Source organism: Lysinibacillus sp. LK3 (assembly GCF_001043675.1).
GTDB classification, from domain to species: Bacteria; Bacillota; Bacilli; order Bacillales_A; family Planococcaceae; genus Lysinibacillus; species Lysinibacillus capsici.
This window is the reverse complement of sequence record NZ_LDUJ01000020.1, coordinates 25,490-42,047: the sequence shown is the minus strand read 5'-3', so window position 1 is coordinate 42,047 and position 16,558 is coordinate 25,490. Positions and strand designations below refer to the sequence as shown.

20 protein-coding genes and 1 pseudogene are annotated in these 16,558 nt (G+C 37.0%); 13 read left to right on the top strand and 8 right to left on the bottom strand.

What is annotated here, in order from left to right; all coding sequences use genetic code 11:
- Positions 1-112: 112 nt before the first annotated feature.
- Positions 113-658: a hypothetical protein gene (locus VK91_RS14690; protein WP_048393824.1), complete on the bottom strand. Its 546-nt coding sequence runs from the start codon at positions 656-658 to the stop codon at positions 113-115.
- 283 nt (positions 659-941) lie between these two features.
- Here VK91_RS14690 and VK91_RS14685 point away from each other — a divergent pair, with 283 nt between their 5' ends.
- From VK91_RS14685 to VK91_RS14675, 3 genes and pseudogenes are all read left to right on the top strand, one after another.
- The gene (locus VK91_RS14685) at positions 942-1,508 is read left to right on the top strand and encodes a TetR/AcrR family transcriptional regulator (protein WP_048393822.1); all 567 of its coding nucleotides are present in this window, start codon (positions 942-944) and stop codon (positions 1,506-1,508) included.
- Between the two features lie 126 nt (positions 1,509-1,634).
- Positions 1,635-2,759, top strand: coding sequence for an ABC transporter permease (locus VK91_RS14680; RefSeq protein WP_048393820.1), 1,125 nt, complete (start codon positions 1,635-1,637; stop codon positions 2,757-2,759).
- Positions 2,760-3,438: pseudogene (locus tag VK91_RS14675) on the top strand (ABC transporter ATP-binding protein).
- Positions 3,439-3,909: 471 nt separating this feature from the next.
- On the opposite strand, the gene VK91_RS14670 reads toward VK91_RS14675, so the two are convergent.
- The gene (locus VK91_RS14670; RefSeq protein ID WP_048393818.1) at positions 3,910-4,728 is read right to left on the bottom strand and encodes a MerR family transcriptional regulator; all 819 of its coding nucleotides are present in this window, start codon (positions 4,726-4,728) and stop codon (positions 3,910-3,912) included.
- Positions 4,729-4,967: 239 nt separating this feature from the next.
- Between VK91_RS14670 and VK91_RS14665 the strand changes: the two genes are divergently transcribed.
- Both VK91_RS14665 and VK91_RS14660 read left to right on the top strand, forming a co-directional pair.
- Positions 4,968-5,453, top strand: a complete 486-nt coding sequence (locus VK91_RS14665; protein WP_048393816.1) for a DUF2975 domain-containing protein — start codon at positions 4,968-4,970, stop codon at positions 5,451-5,453.
- Between the two features lie 212 nt (positions 5,454-5,665).
- A complete protein-coding gene (locus VK91_RS14660) occupies positions 5,666-6,121 on the top strand; it encodes a GNAT family N-acetyltransferase (protein WP_048393814.1) in 456 nt (151 codons plus the stop codon).
- A gap of 558 nt (positions 6,122-6,679) precedes the next feature.
- Here VK91_RS14660 and VK91_RS14655 read toward each other — a convergent pair.
- The 4 genes from VK91_RS14655 to VK91_RS14640 form a co-directional block, all read right to left on the bottom strand.
- The gene (locus VK91_RS14655; protein ID WP_048393812.1) at positions 6,680-7,327 is read right to left on the bottom strand and encodes a pentapeptide repeat-containing protein; all 648 of its coding nucleotides are present in this window, start codon (positions 7,325-7,327) and stop codon (positions 6,680-6,682) included.
- Between the two features lie 76 nt (positions 7,328-7,403).
- Complete coding sequence (locus tag VK91_RS14650) at positions 7,404-8,354, bottom strand: bile acid:sodium symporter family protein (protein WP_048393810.1); 951 nt, start codon at positions 8,352-8,354, stop codon at positions 7,404-7,406.
- 88 nt (positions 8,355-8,442) lie between these two features.
- The gene (locus VK91_RS14645; RefSeq protein WP_048393808.1) at positions 8,443-8,634 is read right to left on the bottom strand and encodes a hypothetical protein; all 192 of its coding nucleotides are present in this window, start codon (positions 8,632-8,634) and stop codon (positions 8,443-8,445) included.
- Positions 8,635-8,671: 37 nt separating this feature from the next.
- Positions 8,672-9,205, bottom strand: a complete 534-nt coding sequence (locus VK91_RS14640; RefSeq protein WP_048393806.1) for an HXXEE domain-containing protein — start codon at positions 9,203-9,205, stop codon at positions 8,672-8,674.
- 151 nt (positions 9,206-9,356) lie between these two features.
- Here VK91_RS14640 and VK91_RS14635 point away from each other — a divergent pair, with 151 nt between their 5' ends.
- Both VK91_RS14635 and VK91_RS14630 read left to right on the top strand, forming a co-directional pair.
- Entirely contained in the window at positions 9,357-9,617 is a 261-nt protein-coding gene (locus VK91_RS14635) for a hypothetical protein (RefSeq protein ID WP_048393805.1), read from the top strand.
- A 277-nt stretch (positions 9,618-9,894) separates the two neighbouring features.
- Positions 9,895-11,667, top strand: coding sequence for an oleate hydratase (locus VK91_RS14630; RefSeq protein WP_048393803.1), 1,773 nt, complete (start codon positions 9,895-9,897; stop codon positions 11,665-11,667).
- A 187-nt stretch (positions 11,668-11,854) separates the two neighbouring features.
- On the opposite strand, the gene VK91_RS14625 is transcribed toward VK91_RS14630, so the two are convergent.
- Entirely contained in the window at positions 11,855-12,316 is a 462-nt protein-coding gene (locus tag VK91_RS14625) for a GNAT family N-acetyltransferase (protein WP_048393801.1), read from the bottom strand.
- Between the two features lie 77 nt (positions 12,317-12,393).
- Here VK91_RS14625 and VK91_RS14620 point away from each other — a divergent pair, with 77 nt between their 5' ends.
- The 6 genes from VK91_RS14620 to VK91_RS14595 all read left to right on the top strand — a co-directional run bounded on the left by VK91_RS14620 (position 12,394) and on the right by VK91_RS14595 (position 16,218).
- Positions 12,394-12,789, top strand: coding sequence for a pyrimidine dimer DNA glycosylase/endonuclease V (locus VK91_RS14620; RefSeq protein WP_048393800.1), 396 nt, complete (start codon positions 12,394-12,396; stop codon positions 12,787-12,789).
- Between the two features lie 15 nt (positions 12,790-12,804).
- Positions 12,805-13,428, top strand: a complete 624-nt coding sequence (locus tag VK91_RS14615; protein WP_048393797.1) for an HAD family hydrolase — start codon at positions 12,805-12,807, stop codon at positions 13,426-13,428.
- A gap of 397 nt (positions 13,429-13,825) precedes the next feature.
- Positions 13,826-14,146 (top strand): PadR family transcriptional regulator, encoded by a 321-nt coding sequence (locus tag VK91_RS14610; RefSeq protein WP_048393796.1) that lies wholly within the window; start codon positions 13,826-13,828, stop codon positions 14,144-14,146.
- Positions 14,147-14,202: 56 nt separating this feature from the next.
- Entirely contained in the window at positions 14,203-14,544 is a 342-nt protein-coding gene (locus VK91_RS14605) for a DUF1048 domain-containing protein (RefSeq protein WP_048393795.1), read from the top strand.
- A 164-nt stretch (positions 14,545-14,708) separates the two neighbouring features.
- Positions 14,709-15,479 (top strand): ABC transporter ATP-binding protein, encoded by a 771-nt coding sequence (locus tag VK91_RS14600; RefSeq protein ID WP_048393793.1) that lies wholly within the window; start codon positions 14,709-14,711, stop codon positions 15,477-15,479.
- The gene (locus VK91_RS14595; RefSeq protein ID WP_048393792.1) at positions 15,469-16,218 is read left to right on the top strand and encodes an ABC transporter permease; all 750 of its coding nucleotides are present in this window, start codon (positions 15,469-15,471) and stop codon (positions 16,216-16,218) included. The genes VK91_RS14600 and VK91_RS14595 overlap by 11 nt, the downstream gene beginning before the upstream one ends.
- A gap of 102 nt (positions 16,219-16,320) precedes the next feature.
- Here VK91_RS14595 and VK91_RS14590 read toward each other — a convergent pair whose 3' ends face one another.
- Positions 16,321-16,557 carry a DUF362 domain-containing protein gene (locus tag VK91_RS14590; protein WP_004228537.1) on the bottom strand — a complete coding sequence of 79 codons (237 nt, stop codon included), beginning with the start codon at positions 16,555-16,557 and terminating at the stop codon, positions 16,321-16,323.
- Between the last annotated feature and the right edge of the window lies 1 nt (position 16,558).

The window sequence follows — 16,558 nt, the reverse complement described above, 5'->3', positions numbered from 1 at the left end:
CATTTATTAATAGGTTTATTGTATAGGAACAAGCACGGGATAGGAAATGAATCCTTTTTTCTCAGATTAAAAGAGGTCTGGAATATTAAAAAAATCACCTAGAGGAAGGTGATTAAATCGGATTGACTTTAAGTTCTCTTAGAATTAAAAGAACGCCCATTCCATACACAATAGAAATGGCTAAAGGTACAAGTGTGAAGGCTTGATCGACAAAGAAGCCACCTAAAATCAGAGCAGAAAAGCAGACGCCTAGAGTCACAAATAAATAAGCCTTACTTTTATAAATCCATATGTATGGCAGAAAATGAGAGCCTGCAAGTAAACCAATTGTAAAGGGAAGATATTCAGGTATGTTCATATACACAATGATAAATACAGGTATGTAAAAAGCTTGAGGAGCGGCAACGATTCCTCCTAACGTCCCTAAAGGATTGCCAGTAGCGTTTAAATTAATCCCAAGAATTTTACTAATACCTAAACCGATAGGGAAAATGGCACCTAAGCCAAATATCCAACTTAAACGAACTGCTTCGATTGGCAAAACTAAGGGCATTAGAGTAAAAAGTAAAAAGACAACCGCACCAGAAAGTAAAATGGGAAATCCCTTTTTTACTTCAACGATCATTTCCTTTTGTAAATCTTCCAGTGTTTTATCCATCAACGCACCATCCTTCATGAAGTAAATAGAATATAACCTATAATATACCAGTATATTTCTATTTTTACCATAGATGATTTTAAATGGAATTTTCCTTTATCTTTCTTACGTTATAAGTACCTAAGGAGAATTTTGGGATTGGAAAATGAAATAGTCGTCACCTTCTATAGAATGGTTATTACCTCTAACAAAAACGCAATTTACTCAAACATCATGCATGTTTAAAGGTTACTCGCTTTTTTTTTGTCTCAATGTTAGCATTGTAGAATATTGGAGGTATCATATGGGACGAGATAAAAAATTTTCTGAACAAGACCTTTGGCATCATACGCATCAGCTTTTGCTATCTGTTGGATATCAAGGATTTACAATGAGCTTGCTTGCACAAAGTATTGGCGTATCAAGGGCCGCAATTTATAAACAATATCCAAATAAAGAAGAACTTATTATTCAATTTATGGTTTGGCAAATGGAAAAAAGCATCGAGAACCTTTCAAATGTTAATTTTTCGCAATCATTTGAACAACAGCTTGAGGACTTACTTGTTCGTATGTTTGATATGCGCGACCTACATCAAATTTTAGGATTCGCCTCACAAATTAATGACGTATCGCTAGTTGTGAAGCAAAAAAAGGAAGTATTAAATAACATGCATGGTGGACTTTACATACCACTACAACAAGTAATTAAGCAGGGTAAGGAAGAGGGGATAATTGCAGAAGATCGTAACAACTTTATTTTGCTTAGCTTCATTTTTCAATTGATTGACATGCCAAACCATCTCAATATGCCTATAGAAAGCTTTTTAAAGGAGATCAAACTGCTTATTTTACATGGTATTTCAAAATAAGTAACAAGTATGTCACTTATTTTAGTTACACATGTGTAACTTTTGTGTATAATGAAAAAGAATTCATATTTAGCAGGATTTAATCTTTGTTCATATGAAATCTATTTCTAATATGGAGGCTACATCATGTTTTTAGCACTAAAAGAATTAAAATATGCGAAGTTCCGCTATGTAATGATGACCACAATTATCATTTTAATCGCATGGCTCGTGTTCATTTTATCGGGACTTGGCAACGGTTTAGCGACTTTGAGTGCCGCTACACTGAAAAATATCGACGCAGAATACGTTGTCTATGAAGAAACAGCAGGGGCTACATTCGCAAAATCGATCCTGTCAGAAAATCTGCAAGATGATTTAGAAAAACAAAAAAATGTAGATAAAGTCGCTGCGTTTGGCGCTTCTACAATAGCAGTCGGCAAAACAAAGTCAAAAGATGCCGATTCGAAGGAAGATGTCGCATTTTTAGGCGTTGAGCCAGACGCATTTTTTATGCCAGAGGTAATTGAGGGTGAAAAATTATCATACGACAACAAAAAAGGTGTTGTTATTAACGATACGTTAAAAGAAGCAGGCTACAAGATTGGTGATATTTTACTAGTAGCAAACTCTGACATGAAATTAGAAGTGGTAGGTTATGTGAAAGGAGAAACCTATAATCACTTACCTGCTATTTTCACAGTACTGGAAAACTGGCGTGATTATCAATATGCAGCTCCTGGCTCTGATAATGATACGGACAAGGCTGTACAAGCTTTCTTCCTAAAGGCTCCTAACTTAGAAGATCCATCTACTATCGATAAAGCCGTAAAAGATGTTGAAACGGTTACAAAGAAAACAGCAATCAATGGTATGCCTGGTTATAAAGAAGAAAACGGCACTATTATGATGATGCTTGCTTTTTGTATCGTTATCTCTGCATTCATTATTGCTGTATTCTTCTACGTCATAACAATGCAAAAGACACAACAATTTGGTGTCATGAAAGCAATTGGCGCTAGCAATGGTTTCATCGGTAAAGCAATTGTTGCACAAGTAGCGATTCTATCAGTATTAGGTATCGTTATTGGTATCGTCTTCACATACTTAACGGCTAAAATTTTACCAGAGGGTATGCCATTTGACTTAGAACCGACCTTAATCATTACCTATGCGATTGTTTTATTAATTATTGCATTATTAAGTTCAATTGTTTCTGTACGTCAAATCGTTAAAATCGATCCATTAACAGCATTAGGGAGAGTGGAATAAATGGCGCTATTATCATTACAAAATGTTTCTAAAAGCTATAAAGAAGGCGCTAGCACTGTCCAAGCATTAAAGCAAGCAACACTTGAAGTAGAAGCTGGGGAGCTATGTAGCCATTATCGGTCCATCAGGTTCGGGTAAAAGTACACTACTTTCAATTGCAGGCGCTCTATTACAGATGTCAGAGGGGACTGTAGAAATTAACGGCATGAATATTGTTCATCTTTCAGCAAAACAATTAGCAAGTTTCCGTTTAAAAGAGCTTGGTTTCATTTTACAAACATCTAACTTAGTACCTTACTTAAATGTACTTGATCAATTACTACTGGTGAAAAAAATGGGTGGTAAAGTGACAAAAGATGATAAAGAGTTTGCAAAGCAACTACTTACAGAGCTTGGCTTAAGTGATAAATTTAAAAAAATGCCGAATGAATTATCAGGTGGTGAGCGTCAACGTGTTGCGATTGCGCGCGCATTCATGAATAACTCAAAAGTGATTTTAGCCGATGAACCAACTGCTAGCCTTGACTCTAAACGGGCACTTGAAGTCGTAAAGCTTCTTGCCAAAGAAGCAAAAGAACGTAACAAAGCTGCCATAATGGTAACCCATGATGAACGAATGCTACAGTTCTGTGACCATGTATATCGTATGGAAGATGGCGTGCTCACGCAACAATCTTAATCAATACAAAATAGAGGCTGGTATTTAGCTTTCATCAAAAAGGATTCGTACTTTTGTGTCAGTAAAAGTGCGAGTCCTTTTCGTTATAGAAAGGAATATTAAATGATTTTTATTGTTTAAACGATCAACCTAAGCTAGGAAAAACATTTGATGATTATGCACGTTTATCAAGCCTCTTCAAAAACTGCTACGCAGGTCTTTGGGATGGAACCCTACAATAATAGACGAAGGATGCTCTGTATGCTTTAAAGCCTGATTTTGATGCCATAACGGAGTATGCTAGGCTGCATAATAAAGGCGGATTTCATGCGTTTACGCTAGATATAAGGAAGGAATAGCAGAGAGCCGAAACTTTTGCTCACTCTATTGAATTGATGAGGAAGCTGCCACAGGTATATCCAATGGGGCTTTTACCTGTTATTTTTTAAATATAAATAATCAGCTTATTTTTCAACTCAATTCACGCTTCCTTCAGCTATTTATAATAGGTATTTGTATCTCCATTAATTGGACGTTTTGGGTTGTAGATAATGGTAAATAGATTTCTCTACCTGGTTCGTTTTCCTTGACTTGATAGTTATTTTCTACAATCCAGTTAGCTAAATCAACACAGGCTGTACAAGCAAAGTTAGAATCTGAACGAAAGGTCATTGTGGCCATCATTGGCTCAGGAGGAAGAGTCCGTAGTTGAAAAGTGTCAGGGAATGATGAAAGCTCCTTGGTTAAAAAATAGCCGACTTCAAATTCAAACTCGTCTTCTTTCTCCTCTATTTCTTTCCATAAAACAACCTGAGGACTTTGAGCTAATTGGCGCATTTCCTTTGTGAGTAATTGATTAAATGTACGAAACAGATCTGGAATATCTTCTTCTCTCCCGCGTGCTTTCAAAGAAAGGAATTGCTGAGCATCCACTGCCTTGATGCGGATTTCTTGATCTGATTCCACCTGACCCTCTCGTTCTAAAAGTTGCATACGTTCTTCAATTCGTGCAAGCTTGGCCTGTTCCGTCTGGATAATATGTTGAATCTCACTTTTTTTCAGCTTAAACATCCCTTGTATATCTTTTAACGAAATATCTTCGTGGAGCAAACGTATAATTTGTGGCAAGGTAAACCCCAATTCCTTATAGAGAAAGATCCTATTGAGCTCTAGTAGCTGGTCTGCTGAATAGTATCGGTAGCAAGTATCATGGTCCACCTTTCTCGGCTTTAATATGCCAATCTGATCATAATAGCGCAATGTTTTTAAGGATACTTTGCTTAGCCTAGAAAATTCACTGATTTTAAACAAAATATCACCTCCAATCTAATAACTTAATGCAAGTATACAGTTTCCTGTGCAGGGGAAAGTCAAATGCTTTTTAAATAACCTTACTACAATCTAATGTAGTAAGGCTCTTGTGAATATTTCAATGAATGTTAAATATATAAATAACAATAATAATATAATTATAAACAATTATTATTTATTGTTAATCAATAAATTTCGTGTTAAATTTATAGTGTCATTAAATAAGTGAGGTGCTTTCAATGAATGTTAAACCAGGTTTAACATCTTTTTTAAAGGTAATAATTCTTCTGGCTGGGATGGCCATTCTTGCCCTATGTATATTTTTTGTACCTCCTATGGCTCATTTCGCATCAAGTTTGTATCCGAATTTTTACCCAATGAATTATCTCATTTTCATTGTGATGTATGGATCGGCTGTACCTTTTTACATTGCTCTCTATCAGGCTTTTAATCTTTTACGGTACATTGAAGCGAATACAGCTTTCTCGGAATTATCTGTAAAAGCATTAAAGTACATAAAGTGGTGTGCGATAATAATCAGTGGCTTGCACCTATTAGCTTCACCACTTTTTCATTTTATAACAAACAAAATGGATCCTCCTTTTGGAATAGTGGGACTCCTCATCATTTTTGTTTCACTAGTTATCGCCATTTTTGCGGCTGTCCTCCAGCGGCTTCTACAAGAAGTGACGAATATAAAATTAGAAAATGATTTAACGGTCTGAGATGGATGATATGGTGATATTAGCCAAACGAAAACTGCTCATAGAAGAGATGGAGAACATATCAGTTAGAATTCGGAATCCTATGGAAGTTTAATAGTGAAGCAAGTAAATTTCTAGATAGATATGTAGTTTAATCTTTTAAGGGGGCTGATCCACTTTTATTCTACTTTTGCTATACTTTATGAAATTGAATAGTATAGGAGGCTATAAAAGTGGATTGGAAGATAAAAAAATTTGATGAACTAACAGTAAAAGAACTATATGAGATACTGAAGGTTCGTGCGGAAGTTTTTGTTGTAGAGCAAGAATGTGTCTATCAGGATCTAGATTCAAAAGACGAAAATGCTTATCATTTATTTGGTGAAGACCAAGGAGAGGTAGTTGGGTATTTAAGAATTCTACCCAAAGGAATAGCATATCAAGAAGCAGCAATCGGAAGAGTGTTAACAAAGCAAACCTACAGGAAAAAGGGATTGTCTCTGGAAATGGTTAAAAGAGCAATTGATTATATTCTAGATGATATTGGAGAAGACGCAATCCGCATTTCTGCGCAGGCATATTTGCTAAAATTCTATGAGGGCTTCGGATTTGAAAAGACATCAGATGTTTATTTAGAAGATGGAATAGAACATATAGAAATGCTATATAACAGGCTGTCCGTCGAATAATAATATTAATTTAATAACGAACAAACAAGGCGTCCGATAGCATAAATTATCGGACGCCTTGCATTTAAAGTGGAGGATAGCCCTCAAATAGCAGGATAGATTCTAAAAGTGGAGGATAAAACTGAAAAAGTAGCGGATAGAATGCTCAAAGTGAGGGATAGCCCTCAAATAGCAGGATAGAATTCTAAAAGTGTCGGATAAAACTAAAAAAGTAGCGGATAGAATGCTCAAAGTGAGGGATAACCCTCAAATAGCAGGATAGAATTCTAAAAGTGGAGGATAAAACTGAAAGAGTAGCGGATAGAACGCTCAAAGTGAAGGATAGCCCTCAAATAGCAGGATAGAATTCTAAAAGTGGAGGATAAAACTGAAAAAGTAGCGGATAGAACGCTCAAAGTGAGGGTTAGCCCCGCAAATAAATTAGGAGGATAGCCTGTAAAGAGCGGATAAAATACTAAAAGACGATAAAATAGCAGATTAACAAATTGTAAAAATTGAGCGCTATCCGAGCATAAGGATAAGCGCTTTATTTTTTTCTTGAACTTTTAAGCCCTTAAACTAGTATTTAACCTTCAATCCTAATAATGAAGCAAAACCTATGGCTTGTTCAGTAGAGACTTCACACCCATTTAAACTTTCTGGAGTTACTTGAAGTCTTTTAAATTTACATGTACTGATGTCTATTCCTTTTAAGGAAGTTTGGGAGAAATCCACATCATTTAGATCACTTTCCTGAAACGCCACCTTATTAAGTAAACAATCATAAAAATTCGCACCTTTCAGGGAGGTGCTATCAAATAGCACTTGTTTAAAGCGCACTTCGGGGAAATTGCATAAGTTTGCAAGACAATTTTCAAATGAAACATTGCCGAGGTTTGCTTCAGTTAAATTCAACCCTAATAATTTACAGTTTTTGAAGGCCACTCTATGAATGATGCCTTCACTTAAGTTAGTGTTAGATAAATCACAGTTTTCAAAAATGACGTCCGTTAAATCAATTTTTTGAAAGGTACAATCGATGAATGTGACATTTTTAAAGATAACATTAGAGACGATTAATCGTTCAATATCCTCGTGAGCAATGACCGTATCCGTAATCTTGCAATTTGTTAAATAGGGTTCCTCCTCATCAAAAATATCCTGAAAATTTGCTTTGTCAAGATTCGGGGATATTTTTGGTGATATAAGTTGGAAATTGTATGACATATTAGCACACCCTTCAAATATAAATAAAAGCTTCTTCTATTGTAGTATAAGTGCAAACCTAAAATAAGAACACCGTCTATACTGTGCTCTTATCTGGTTTAAGCAAAGGATTCACCATCTTACTAAAAACGGAGGCTAGCACCTGTTGAAACAGCATACCGAACACAACAGGCATGGCGACTTTATCTGGAAAGTACGTTGTGGCCACGATGACACCGACTGCAATATTTCTCATGCCACCCGTAAAAACAAAGGTTGCCATTTGTGGACCGTCTTTTAACAGATATCGCCCTATGAGGTAAGCAAATAGATAGCCTGATACTGCAAGGAAGAACACTAAAAGCACCAAGAAGAAGAGATGCATGTTGATATTCTTTAAATAGGGAGCAATGGCACTGCTATTAATCAGTATGACCGCAAATAAACATAGCTTTGAAAAAGGAGCAAGTTTCTTACCGATTTTTTGGGGGATGGCTCCTTTCGAAAGTTCATTCACTAAGATACCTAAAATCGTGGGTAAGACAATCATCCATAGTAAATTCAGAATCAGGGATGCCACATCCAACTCAATTTTTTCACCCGAAACGATATAAAGGATGAAGGGGAGGATGATGGGAGAAAGGAGCGTATCAATTAAAATAATTGATAAGCCTAACGGTAAGTTCCCTTTGCAAATATTGATCCAAATAACACTCGTTACGCCTGTTGGAAGTGCAACTGCTAAGACAAAACCAACAGTCAACAAATGGTCATCGAACAAAACAGTGGATAAGAAATAAGCCCATAAAGGCATCAAGAGATGAAGAAAAAGGATGGAGAATAAAATGAGAACTGGATGCTTCATGAATATTTTTACATCTTTAAATTTCATATGTAAGCTTCCTGAGAATGTCATGAAGGCAAATAGCCAGGAGACAAGGAATAATAAATGATGTCCAATACTTTCTAAGAATACACCTACAATTAAACTTAATGGTGTCAGGATCGCAATGTATTTTTGGAGAAATACATTTAGTTTTTCTAACATACAAAGACCTTCTTTTTTTATCTGATTTTATCACTTTATTATAATCGTAGGTAAATTTACCGCAAAAAAAGCAGAAGATTTACTCCTGCTAAGAATTTACATGTTTTTTATTGGTTTCTTTAGTGAACGGCATCCATACAATGCCTACGATCAATAAAATATTACCTGTCCACCTAACCCATAAATAATAAGGCTGGTCTTTTAAAAAGTACAACGAAGCTAGGATAATAAGCATCCCAATACCAATCATTAATTTTAAATAAATCGGAGTTTTTGCCATTCTCCTGCCTCCTTTCTATCTTTTCATGAATATGTATCTATATCACTTTTTTTCCTATCCAATGCGCAGTAAAGACAATGGGGAAAAATAATATGCCAAAAGGCAAGCTTATCAAAACGATATGCCAAGTAAGGATGCCACTAGTAAACAAAGATTTAAATAAAATAATGCTATAGGGAATAATGATGATGGCTGATGTTATAGCTCCTGGAGTAACAGAACGAAATAAGAGCGATTGTCCAATATGGGTAAAAGCATGGATAAAGAAAACAAGTGTAACAGCTGTGAAAAAATAAATAGTAAAAGCAGCCCCGTTTAGAAAATAGTAGTTAGCCAGAATGGTAGAGAGACTGACAAACAAGAAGATAAATAAGACAGCAACAGCAAATTGTGCGGTGCTCATTGAAAATTGTTTCACCACTTTATCGGCTATTTTTTGGGGTAATCTTTCATACAGCTTATGACGATTATGATGTAACCATTTCTCTACCATAATAATTTCTTCAAAATCATGAATAATAAATAAAATAGGAAACAACCAAATTAGTGTTTGAACATTCAACCATTCCATATGAATACCTCTCTCCTTATCACTATGCTGGAAGTGTTACTGAAAATACCATATTTATATAATATATGTTAATAATAACATATTAGAAAAAGTTGTAAGCTAAGATTCATTTATTATTGAATCTAATTATTAAGAAATCGGGGATGAAGCTGTGAGTGAAATCGATAAACGTAATAGACTAAACAAGGAACCATTCTCATATCAAACGACAAACAAGGGGACTGTCGTTATTTATTATGAAGGCAAGCAAATTAAAATCGTCAAGGAGAAAGAGGCTGAGCTTCTACTAGCAAAAATTAAGCAGGTGGAGGGGCAGATAAAGGAAGTCCAGCTATTGTTAGCTAAAATTACGGGGAATTTTAAACGAGGTAACGAGAAATTGGCTAAACATCAAAAAGGGAATGAAGGTTAAAAAAGATTTATTGAGATAATAATTATGCAAAGCTAATAGTAACTTATTAAATTGGTTTTTCCTTTTTAAGGCAGGCGTTAAGGGGGTTATTACGATTATTTACTGTATGGATTCTCTTTTATAAAAATACAAGCACTTGCTTTGTCCAATGAGAAGGGAAGATAAATTAACACACAATTAGCGGATTTGAATTTTTTGTTAATTATTAGCTCATTTTACCATTTTGTCGATACCCTGTGTTATTCTATATTAGAATAATAAATTAGGAGGCGGTAATATGTATTACAGCAATGGTAACTATGAAGCTTTCGCACGTCCTAAAAAACCTGAGGGAGTCGATAAAAAGTCTGCTTATCTGATTGGCTCGGGACTAGCCTCACTGTCAGCAGCATGTTTTTTAATTCGTGATGGCCAAATGAAAGGTGAGAACATTCATATTCTTGAAGAGTTAGATATTTCAGGAGGAAGTCTAGATGGCATACTTAATCCGACGAGAGGGTTTATTATTCGCGGTGGACGAGAAATGGAAGATCATTTTGAATGCTTATGGGATTTATTCCGTTCCATTCCTTCGTTAGAAGTAGAAAATGCTTCGGTTTTAGATGAATTTTACTGGCTTAATAAAGAGGATCCTAATTATTCAAAATGTCGATTAATGAAGGATAGAGGCCAAAGACTTGAGGATGATGGCAAGTTCACTTTATCAGACAAATCCTCAGAAGAAATGATTAAATTATTCTTTACGCCTGAGGAAAAATTAGAGGACAAAAAAATCACAGATGTTTTCTCAGATGAATTTTTTGAATCGAATTTTTGGCTCTATTGGTCCACAATGTTTGCGTTTGAAAAATGGCATTCTGCGATGGAGATGCGTCGTTATATTATGCGTTTCATTCATCATATTGGCGGATTACCAGATTTATCGGCCTTAAAATTTACAAAGTATAATCAGTATGAATCGCTCGTGCTGCCAATGATTAAATACTTAGAAAGTCATGATGTTGATTTCCAATATAATACGGTTGTAGAAAATGTTTTAGTTGATAAGGTAGGAGACAAAAAAGTAGCTCATACATTGGTGTTACGAAAAGATGGTGTGAAAAAGAATATTGAACTAACAGAAAATGAGTTAGTGTTTGTGACAAATGGTAGTATTACAGAAAGTACAACATACGGGGATAATAATACGCCAGCCCCTATCAATAAAGATTTAGGTGGCAGCTGGTCCCTGTGGAAAAATATCGCTGCCCAAGGTGAAGAGTTTGGTCGACCAGAAAAGTTCTGCGATAATCTGCCAGAGGAAAGCTGGTTTGTTTCAGCTACCCTTACAACATTAGATGATCGTGTGGCTCCATATATTGAAAAAATCAGTAAAAGGGACCCATATGCTGGTAAGGTCGTAACAGGAGGGATTGTCACAGCTACCGATTCTAATTGGATGCTAAGCTATACATTGAACCGACAACCTCACTTTAAAAATCAACCAAAGGACCAATTAGTTGTTTGGATTTATGGCTTACTATCAAACAAGCCAGGTGATTTTATTAAAAAAAGTATTACGGAATGTACAGGCATTGAGATTGCACAAGAGTGGTTATACCATATGGGTGTACCAGTGGATGAAATTCCAGACATTGCACAAAATTCTTGCAATACGATTCCATGCTATATGCCTTACATCACTTCTTATTTCATGCCAAGAGCAATAGGTGATCGTCCACTTGTTGTGCCAGAAGGATCAGCTAATTTAGCCTTTATTGGCAACTTCAGCGAAACAGCAAAAGATACAGTCTTTACTACTGAATATTCCGTAAGAACGGCGATGGAGGCAGTCTATCAACTATTAACGATTGACCGAGGTGTGCCAGAGGTGTTTGCGTCTGCCTTTGATGTTCGCACATTATTAGCATCAACGGCTCGTTTGCTGGATGGTAAAAAACTAACAGATATTGATGCACCATTTATCTTAAAGCAAATCGGTAAATTGGGTATTCATAAAACAAAGGATACAATCATTTATGATTTACTGAAAGAAAGTAAACTAATATAGTGTTGAAAAAGAGACAAAGCAGTTTGAGGGGCTTTGTCTCTTTTTTTTATAGCCAGTCTTTTACATAGGCAAGTAAACCGATAAACGCACCTAACCCCATGCCAATAAAGACAGGCACTATGAGGTTGGCTTTCTTGTGTACGGTTTTCATTTCTTCCATTGAAATCCCTTCTTTCCCATCACATACTTAAAATTCTAAGCGCATCGTTTGGTTCGTATCCTTGAACCCGTGTTTTTCATATAAGGATTTAGCGCCTTTATTTTCAGTCAATACATTTAACTCCAGATAGTCCAAGTGACGATAGGCTGCCCATTTTTTCGCTTCATCTAATAAAGCAGACCCAATTCCTTTGTTTTGGTAATGCTTGCCGACAATCACATCCACAATAAAAGCATATTTGTGTTCAACCAAGCAAGTATAGGGTGGGGTCGTCGTTTCTTTAATAAGTAAAAAGCCTACTACTTCGTTCTCGAATGTTGCGATTAAAATATCTGAATCATCCTCAATGATCGTAAACCTGATAAAGTTGGCATCTTGTTTGGCAGGTTTGATATATTTAGGTTGAAGAATCGACATCTCTAAAAAAAGCTCTTGGTATAAACGCTCAATTTGTGGAATTTCATCGAGCGTTGCAGTTTTTATTTTCATACTATCCCTCCGTCAGTTTAGTATCATAGTAAGTAATATTTTACATTAATGGTTGATTAATAGAAAGGAGAAGGCACATGAGGTTATGGCATATAGATTTAATTGCGTATCTACCAAAAGGACAACTACTGTCGCAGTGGAGAGAGCTAAATAGCATATTTGCGAAAGAGGATCAGCATATACTGATTAATTATATATACGAATACCCAAAAGAAGATTTGTATTTGTATACAGAAAAAGTCATGGATGAAATGAAGAAGCGGGGTTATCAAATTCGAACCTATGAAAAAAAGAATAACTACTTTAAGGGTTTGGGCCCAGTAAAGGATAGGAGACCCTTTCAACAGCATCATAATCAGGAATATCTTGAAATATGTTTTTATAATTTAAAGGAGAAATTTATAAGAGGCCAGAAGGATTATGAAGAGGAATTGTATCAGCAATTATGCACATATATAAATAACGTGCTTTAACTAGGAGGGTTATACATGTTAAGAGCGATTATATTTGATGTAGATGGAACGATTTTGGATACGGAGCAAGCGATTTTACAGTCTTTGCAAAGAACCTTACGAGAAGAAACAAAACAGGACTATCCCTTTGAGGCATTACGATTTGCTTTAGGCATCCCAGGAAAAGATGCATTGCAGAGGCTTAACGTGGATGACGTAGAGGCTGTGCATCAGAAATGGTCTGCGGCTGTGCTGGATTTTTCACATGAAGTGGCTGTTTTCGAAAGTCTAGAGGAAGTTATTCAGCACCTTGCAACAAAGCCACTACAATTAGGTATTGTCACTTCTAAAACAGCGCAAGAGGTAGTGGATGAATTTGAGCCGTTTGGGTTAAGCGAGTATTTCCAGCATATTGTAAGTGCCAGTGATACGGAAAAGCATAAACCACACCCAGAGCCGCTGTTAAAATGTCTGGACGCATTACAGGTAGCACCAGAAGAGGCCATCTATATTGGTGATTCTATCTATGATTTCCAATGCGCAAAGCAGGCAGGCACCAAATTTGCCCTTGCCCATTGGGGAGCCAAATCCACCATTGGCTTTGAGGAGGCAGATTACGTTTTTTATGAGCCAAAGGATATTTTAACAATTGTTAAGTAGCATGAAAAACAGAAGATGGTGTCCTAGATTTCACACCATCTTTGCCTATGAGAAGGTAAATAGTTAAAAAGGTTAAGACAGTCAAATTCCTTAAATCTACACTCACATGGGATAGGATATTGAACGTAAATAAATGGCTCACCTGAGATGGATAAGTACAGTCGCTTCATAAGAATGTGAAAACTTAATGAAGGAACATGGAGTTGCGTAGGCAGCTCTTTTTTCTTTCTTGAATAGTGGCATCAAAAAATTTATAAGAAAGTAATTGACACCCTAACTACTCGGTGTTACTATGTAGTTGTAATAAGTAATACTTAATAGCTTCTCGAAAGCGAAAAAATTTTACCTAAGTACTAAGTTGTACAGAATAGTAAAGCAAATAGAGGTGGTTCTGCATATGGAAAATTTAACGGAGATGCTGAAGGGGTCCCTGGAAGGCTGCGTACTGGAAATCATTAGCCGTCATGAAACCTATGGATACGAAATTACCCGACGTCTGAACGATTTAGGGTTCACTGAGGTCGTGGAAGGGACGGTCTACACCATCCTCGTGCGTTTAGAGAAAAAAAAACTGGTGAATATTCAAAAGAAACCATCGGATATGGGACCGCCCCGCAAGTTTTACTCACTTAATGAGGCTGGACGTGACGAACTAAAATTATTTTGGGAAAAGTGGGATTTTATCTCGTCAAAAATCAATGCTCTAAAGTCTTTTTAGTTTCATATGATAATGCGTCTGATCTTTAGCTTGATAATACAAAGGAGGAAAATAACGTGATCGAATTGTTCAAAAAAATGATGGGTGATAAAAAAGAGTACAAGATGATGATGGCACGGGTCGAACAACTACCAGAGGATTACCAATTTGTGTTTAAAAAAATTCAAAACTACATGTGGAATTTCACAGTGGGTAATGGGATGGATATGCTGCATATGCAATATGAATTGATCGAGTTGTTCGAGGCTGGGGCAGCAAAAGGCAGGAAAGTGCTGGAAATCACTGGCGAAGATGTAGCGTCTTTTGCTGATGAGCTAGTGGCAAACGCAAAAACCTATATCGCCAAGTATCGTGAAGATTTAAACCAAAGCATTTTGAATCGATTAGGAAAAAAATAAATGGGTCAGTAATACCGACTGAATAGCTACTTGTTCATTGTTGCCTTCGCTATTCAGTTTTAATTTCAAACGGTACTAAGTTATACAGATTATCAGTCAGACTAAGTAGTTAAGGAAGGGTAATCTAACTCTGCAAAGATATTTTTAAAAAGGGAGGAAAAAGGATGCGCAAAGATACGATTTCTGTAAAAGGGTTAAAAAAATCTTTTAAAGAAAAGGAAGTTTTAAAGGGCGTGGATTTTGAGGTGCGGCGTGGCGAAATTTTCGCATTGTTAGGCTCAAATGGAGCAGGGAAAACGACGATAATCAATATTCTCTCCACATTGATGAAATCTGATGGTGGCAAAGTAGGGATTTGCGGTTTTGATGTCCAGCACCAACCAGATCATGTTCGTCAGAGCATCAGCCTAACAGGGCAGTTCGCCACTTTAGACGGTATGCTAACAGGGCGGGAAAACCTAATCATGATTGCCAAATTGCGAGGGGTTTCCAATCCCGCTCAAACCGCAGACAATCTACTCGCAAGATTCAGCCTGACAGATGCGGGCAATCGTCGGGCAGACAATTTTTCTGGCGGGATGCGGCGCCGACTTGACATTGCCATGAGCATGATTGGGACGCCAGCAGTTATATTTCTAGACGAACCAACGACAGGGCTTGATCCTGAAGCACGAATGGAAGTCTGGGAAACAGTCAAGGAGCTTGCGGATGGTGGCACGACCATCTTGCTAACGACCCAGTACCTGGAGGAAGCCGAACAACTGGCGGATCGTATTGCCATCCTACATGAAGGAAAAATTATAACGACAGGCACCCTTCTAGAACTTAAAGAGATGTTCCCACCTGCGAAAGTAGAGTACATTGAGAAGCAGCCAACACTTGAGGACATTTTCCTCTCCATCATTGGCAAAAAGGAGGATTTAAATGAAGAGTAAAACATGGGTATTGCTAGGGCGTTTAATGCGTAACATTATGCGCAGCCCAGATACAATAATTACGGTGGCGATTACGCCAATTATGATGATGCTACTATTTGTCTACGTATTTGGTGGTGCAATAGAGACAGGTACAGCCAACTACGTCAATTATTTATTGCCAGGAATCTTATTGATGGCCATTGCATCGGGCTGCGCTTACACTTCCGCACGGCTGTTTACAGATAGAAAGAGTGGGCTGATGGCACGTTTTATCACCATGCCCATCAAGCGCTCGTCTGTATTGTGGGCTCACGTGTTGGCCTCGCTTATTTCCAACGCGCTTACTGTTGTAGTCGTTATCCTTGTTGCGTTCTTGATGGGTTTCCGTTCTAGTACAGATCTCTTGGATTGGTTTGCGGTAGCTGGCATACTAGGGCTGTTTACGCTAGCACTGACATGGTTGGCAGTCATTCCTGGATTAGCAGCAGGGTCTATGGAGGGGGCAACAGCCTATTCGTACCCGCTGATTTTCCTACCCTTTATCAGTTCGGCCTTTGTTCCCACGGAAACCATGCCTAAAATTATCCGTGCGTTTGCTGAGAACCAGCCCGTTACCTCAATCGTCAATGCAATTCGCGCCCTCTTATATGAAGGCTCTGTTAGTAATGATATCTGGCCCGCTCTTATGTGGTGCATCGGCATCATGGTCATCGCATATTTTTTCGCCATTAAACCATTTAAACGCCAGTTAGGCTAAATTCGTCATTATCAAATAAGCCATACGAAAAAGTCGATTTCTTATTGTATAGGAAATCGACTTGTTCTCGCTTCTATTCAATCTATATGGATAAAGACAATGCTAATTTCGAAAATGATTTCGTGCTAGAAGGGTTGCTGACTGATATTCAGAAGGCAAATCATCCTCAAAATAAATCGCTTCTACTGGACAAACTAATTCACAAGCTCCACAATCAATGCAAAGATCTGGATCAATTACATATTGGGTATCTGTCATAACAATGCAATTTACTGGACAGACATCCAAACAGACAGCCGCTTTTTCATCTCTGCATAATTCTGTAATTACAAATGCCATT

What these genes read in the sequence shown, in the direction of transcription:
- VK91_RS14650 (WP_048393810.1), bottom strand. Translation starts at nt 8,354, where the DNA reads ATGTTAGAAAAACTAAATGTATTTCTCCAAAAATACATTGCGATCCTG.
- VK91_RS14600 (WP_048393793.1), top strand. Translation starts at nt 14,709, where the DNA reads ATGCGCAAAGATACGATTTCTGTAAAAGGGTTAAAAAAATCTTTTAAA.
- VK91_RS14655 (WP_048393812.1), bottom strand. Translation starts at nt 7,327, where the DNA reads ATGTCATACAATTTCCAACTTATATCACCAAAAATATCCCCGAATCTT.
- VK91_RS14590 (WP_004228537.1), bottom strand. Translation starts at nt 16,557, where the DNA reads ATGGCATTTGTAATTACAGAATTATGCAGAGATGAAAAAGCGGCTGTC.
- VK91_RS14615 (WP_048393797.1), top strand. Translation starts at nt 12,805, where the DNA reads ATGTTAAGAGCGATTATATTTGATGTAGATGGAACGATTTTGGATACG.
- VK91_RS14625 (WP_048393801.1), bottom strand. Translation starts at nt 12,316, where the DNA reads ATGAAAATAAAAACTGCAACGCTCGATGAAATTCCACAAATTGAGCGT.
- VK91_RS14595 (WP_048393792.1), top strand. Translation starts at nt 15,469, where the DNA reads ATGAAGAGTAAAACATGGGTATTGCTAGGGCGTTTAATGCGTAACATT.
- VK91_RS14630 (WP_048393803.1), top strand. Translation starts at nt 9,895, where the DNA reads ATGTATTACAGCAATGGTAACTATGAAGCTTTCGCACGTCCTAAAAAA.
- VK91_RS14690 (WP_048393824.1), bottom strand. Translation starts at nt 658, where the DNA reads ATGGATAAAACACTGGAAGATTTACAAAAGGAAATGATCGTTGAAGTA.
- VK91_RS14610 (WP_048393796.1), top strand. Translation starts at nt 13,826, where the DNA reads ATGGAAAATTTAACGGAGATGCTGAAGGGGTCCCTGGAAGGCTGCGTA.
- VK91_RS14680 (WP_048393820.1), top strand. Translation starts at nt 1,635, where the DNA reads ATGTTTTTAGCACTAAAAGAATTAAAATATGCGAAGTTCCGCTATGTA.
- VK91_RS14665 (WP_048393816.1), top strand. Translation starts at nt 4,968, where the DNA reads ATGAATGTTAAACCAGGTTTAACATCTTTTTTAAAGGTAATAATTCTT.
- VK91_RS14620 (WP_048393800.1), top strand. Translation starts at nt 12,394, where the DNA reads ATGAGGTTATGGCATATAGATTTAATTGCGTATCTACCAAAAGGACAA.
- VK91_RS14645 (WP_048393808.1), bottom strand. Translation starts at nt 8,634, where the DNA reads ATGGCAAAAACTCCGATTTATTTAAAATTAATGATTGGTATTGGGATG.
- VK91_RS14640 (WP_048393806.1), bottom strand. Translation starts at nt 9,205, where the DNA reads ATGGAATGGTTGAATGTTCAAACACTAATTTGGTTGTTTCCTATTTTA.
- VK91_RS14685 (WP_048393822.1), top strand. Translation starts at nt 942, where the DNA reads ATGGGACGAGATAAAAAATTTTCTGAACAAGACCTTTGGCATCATACG.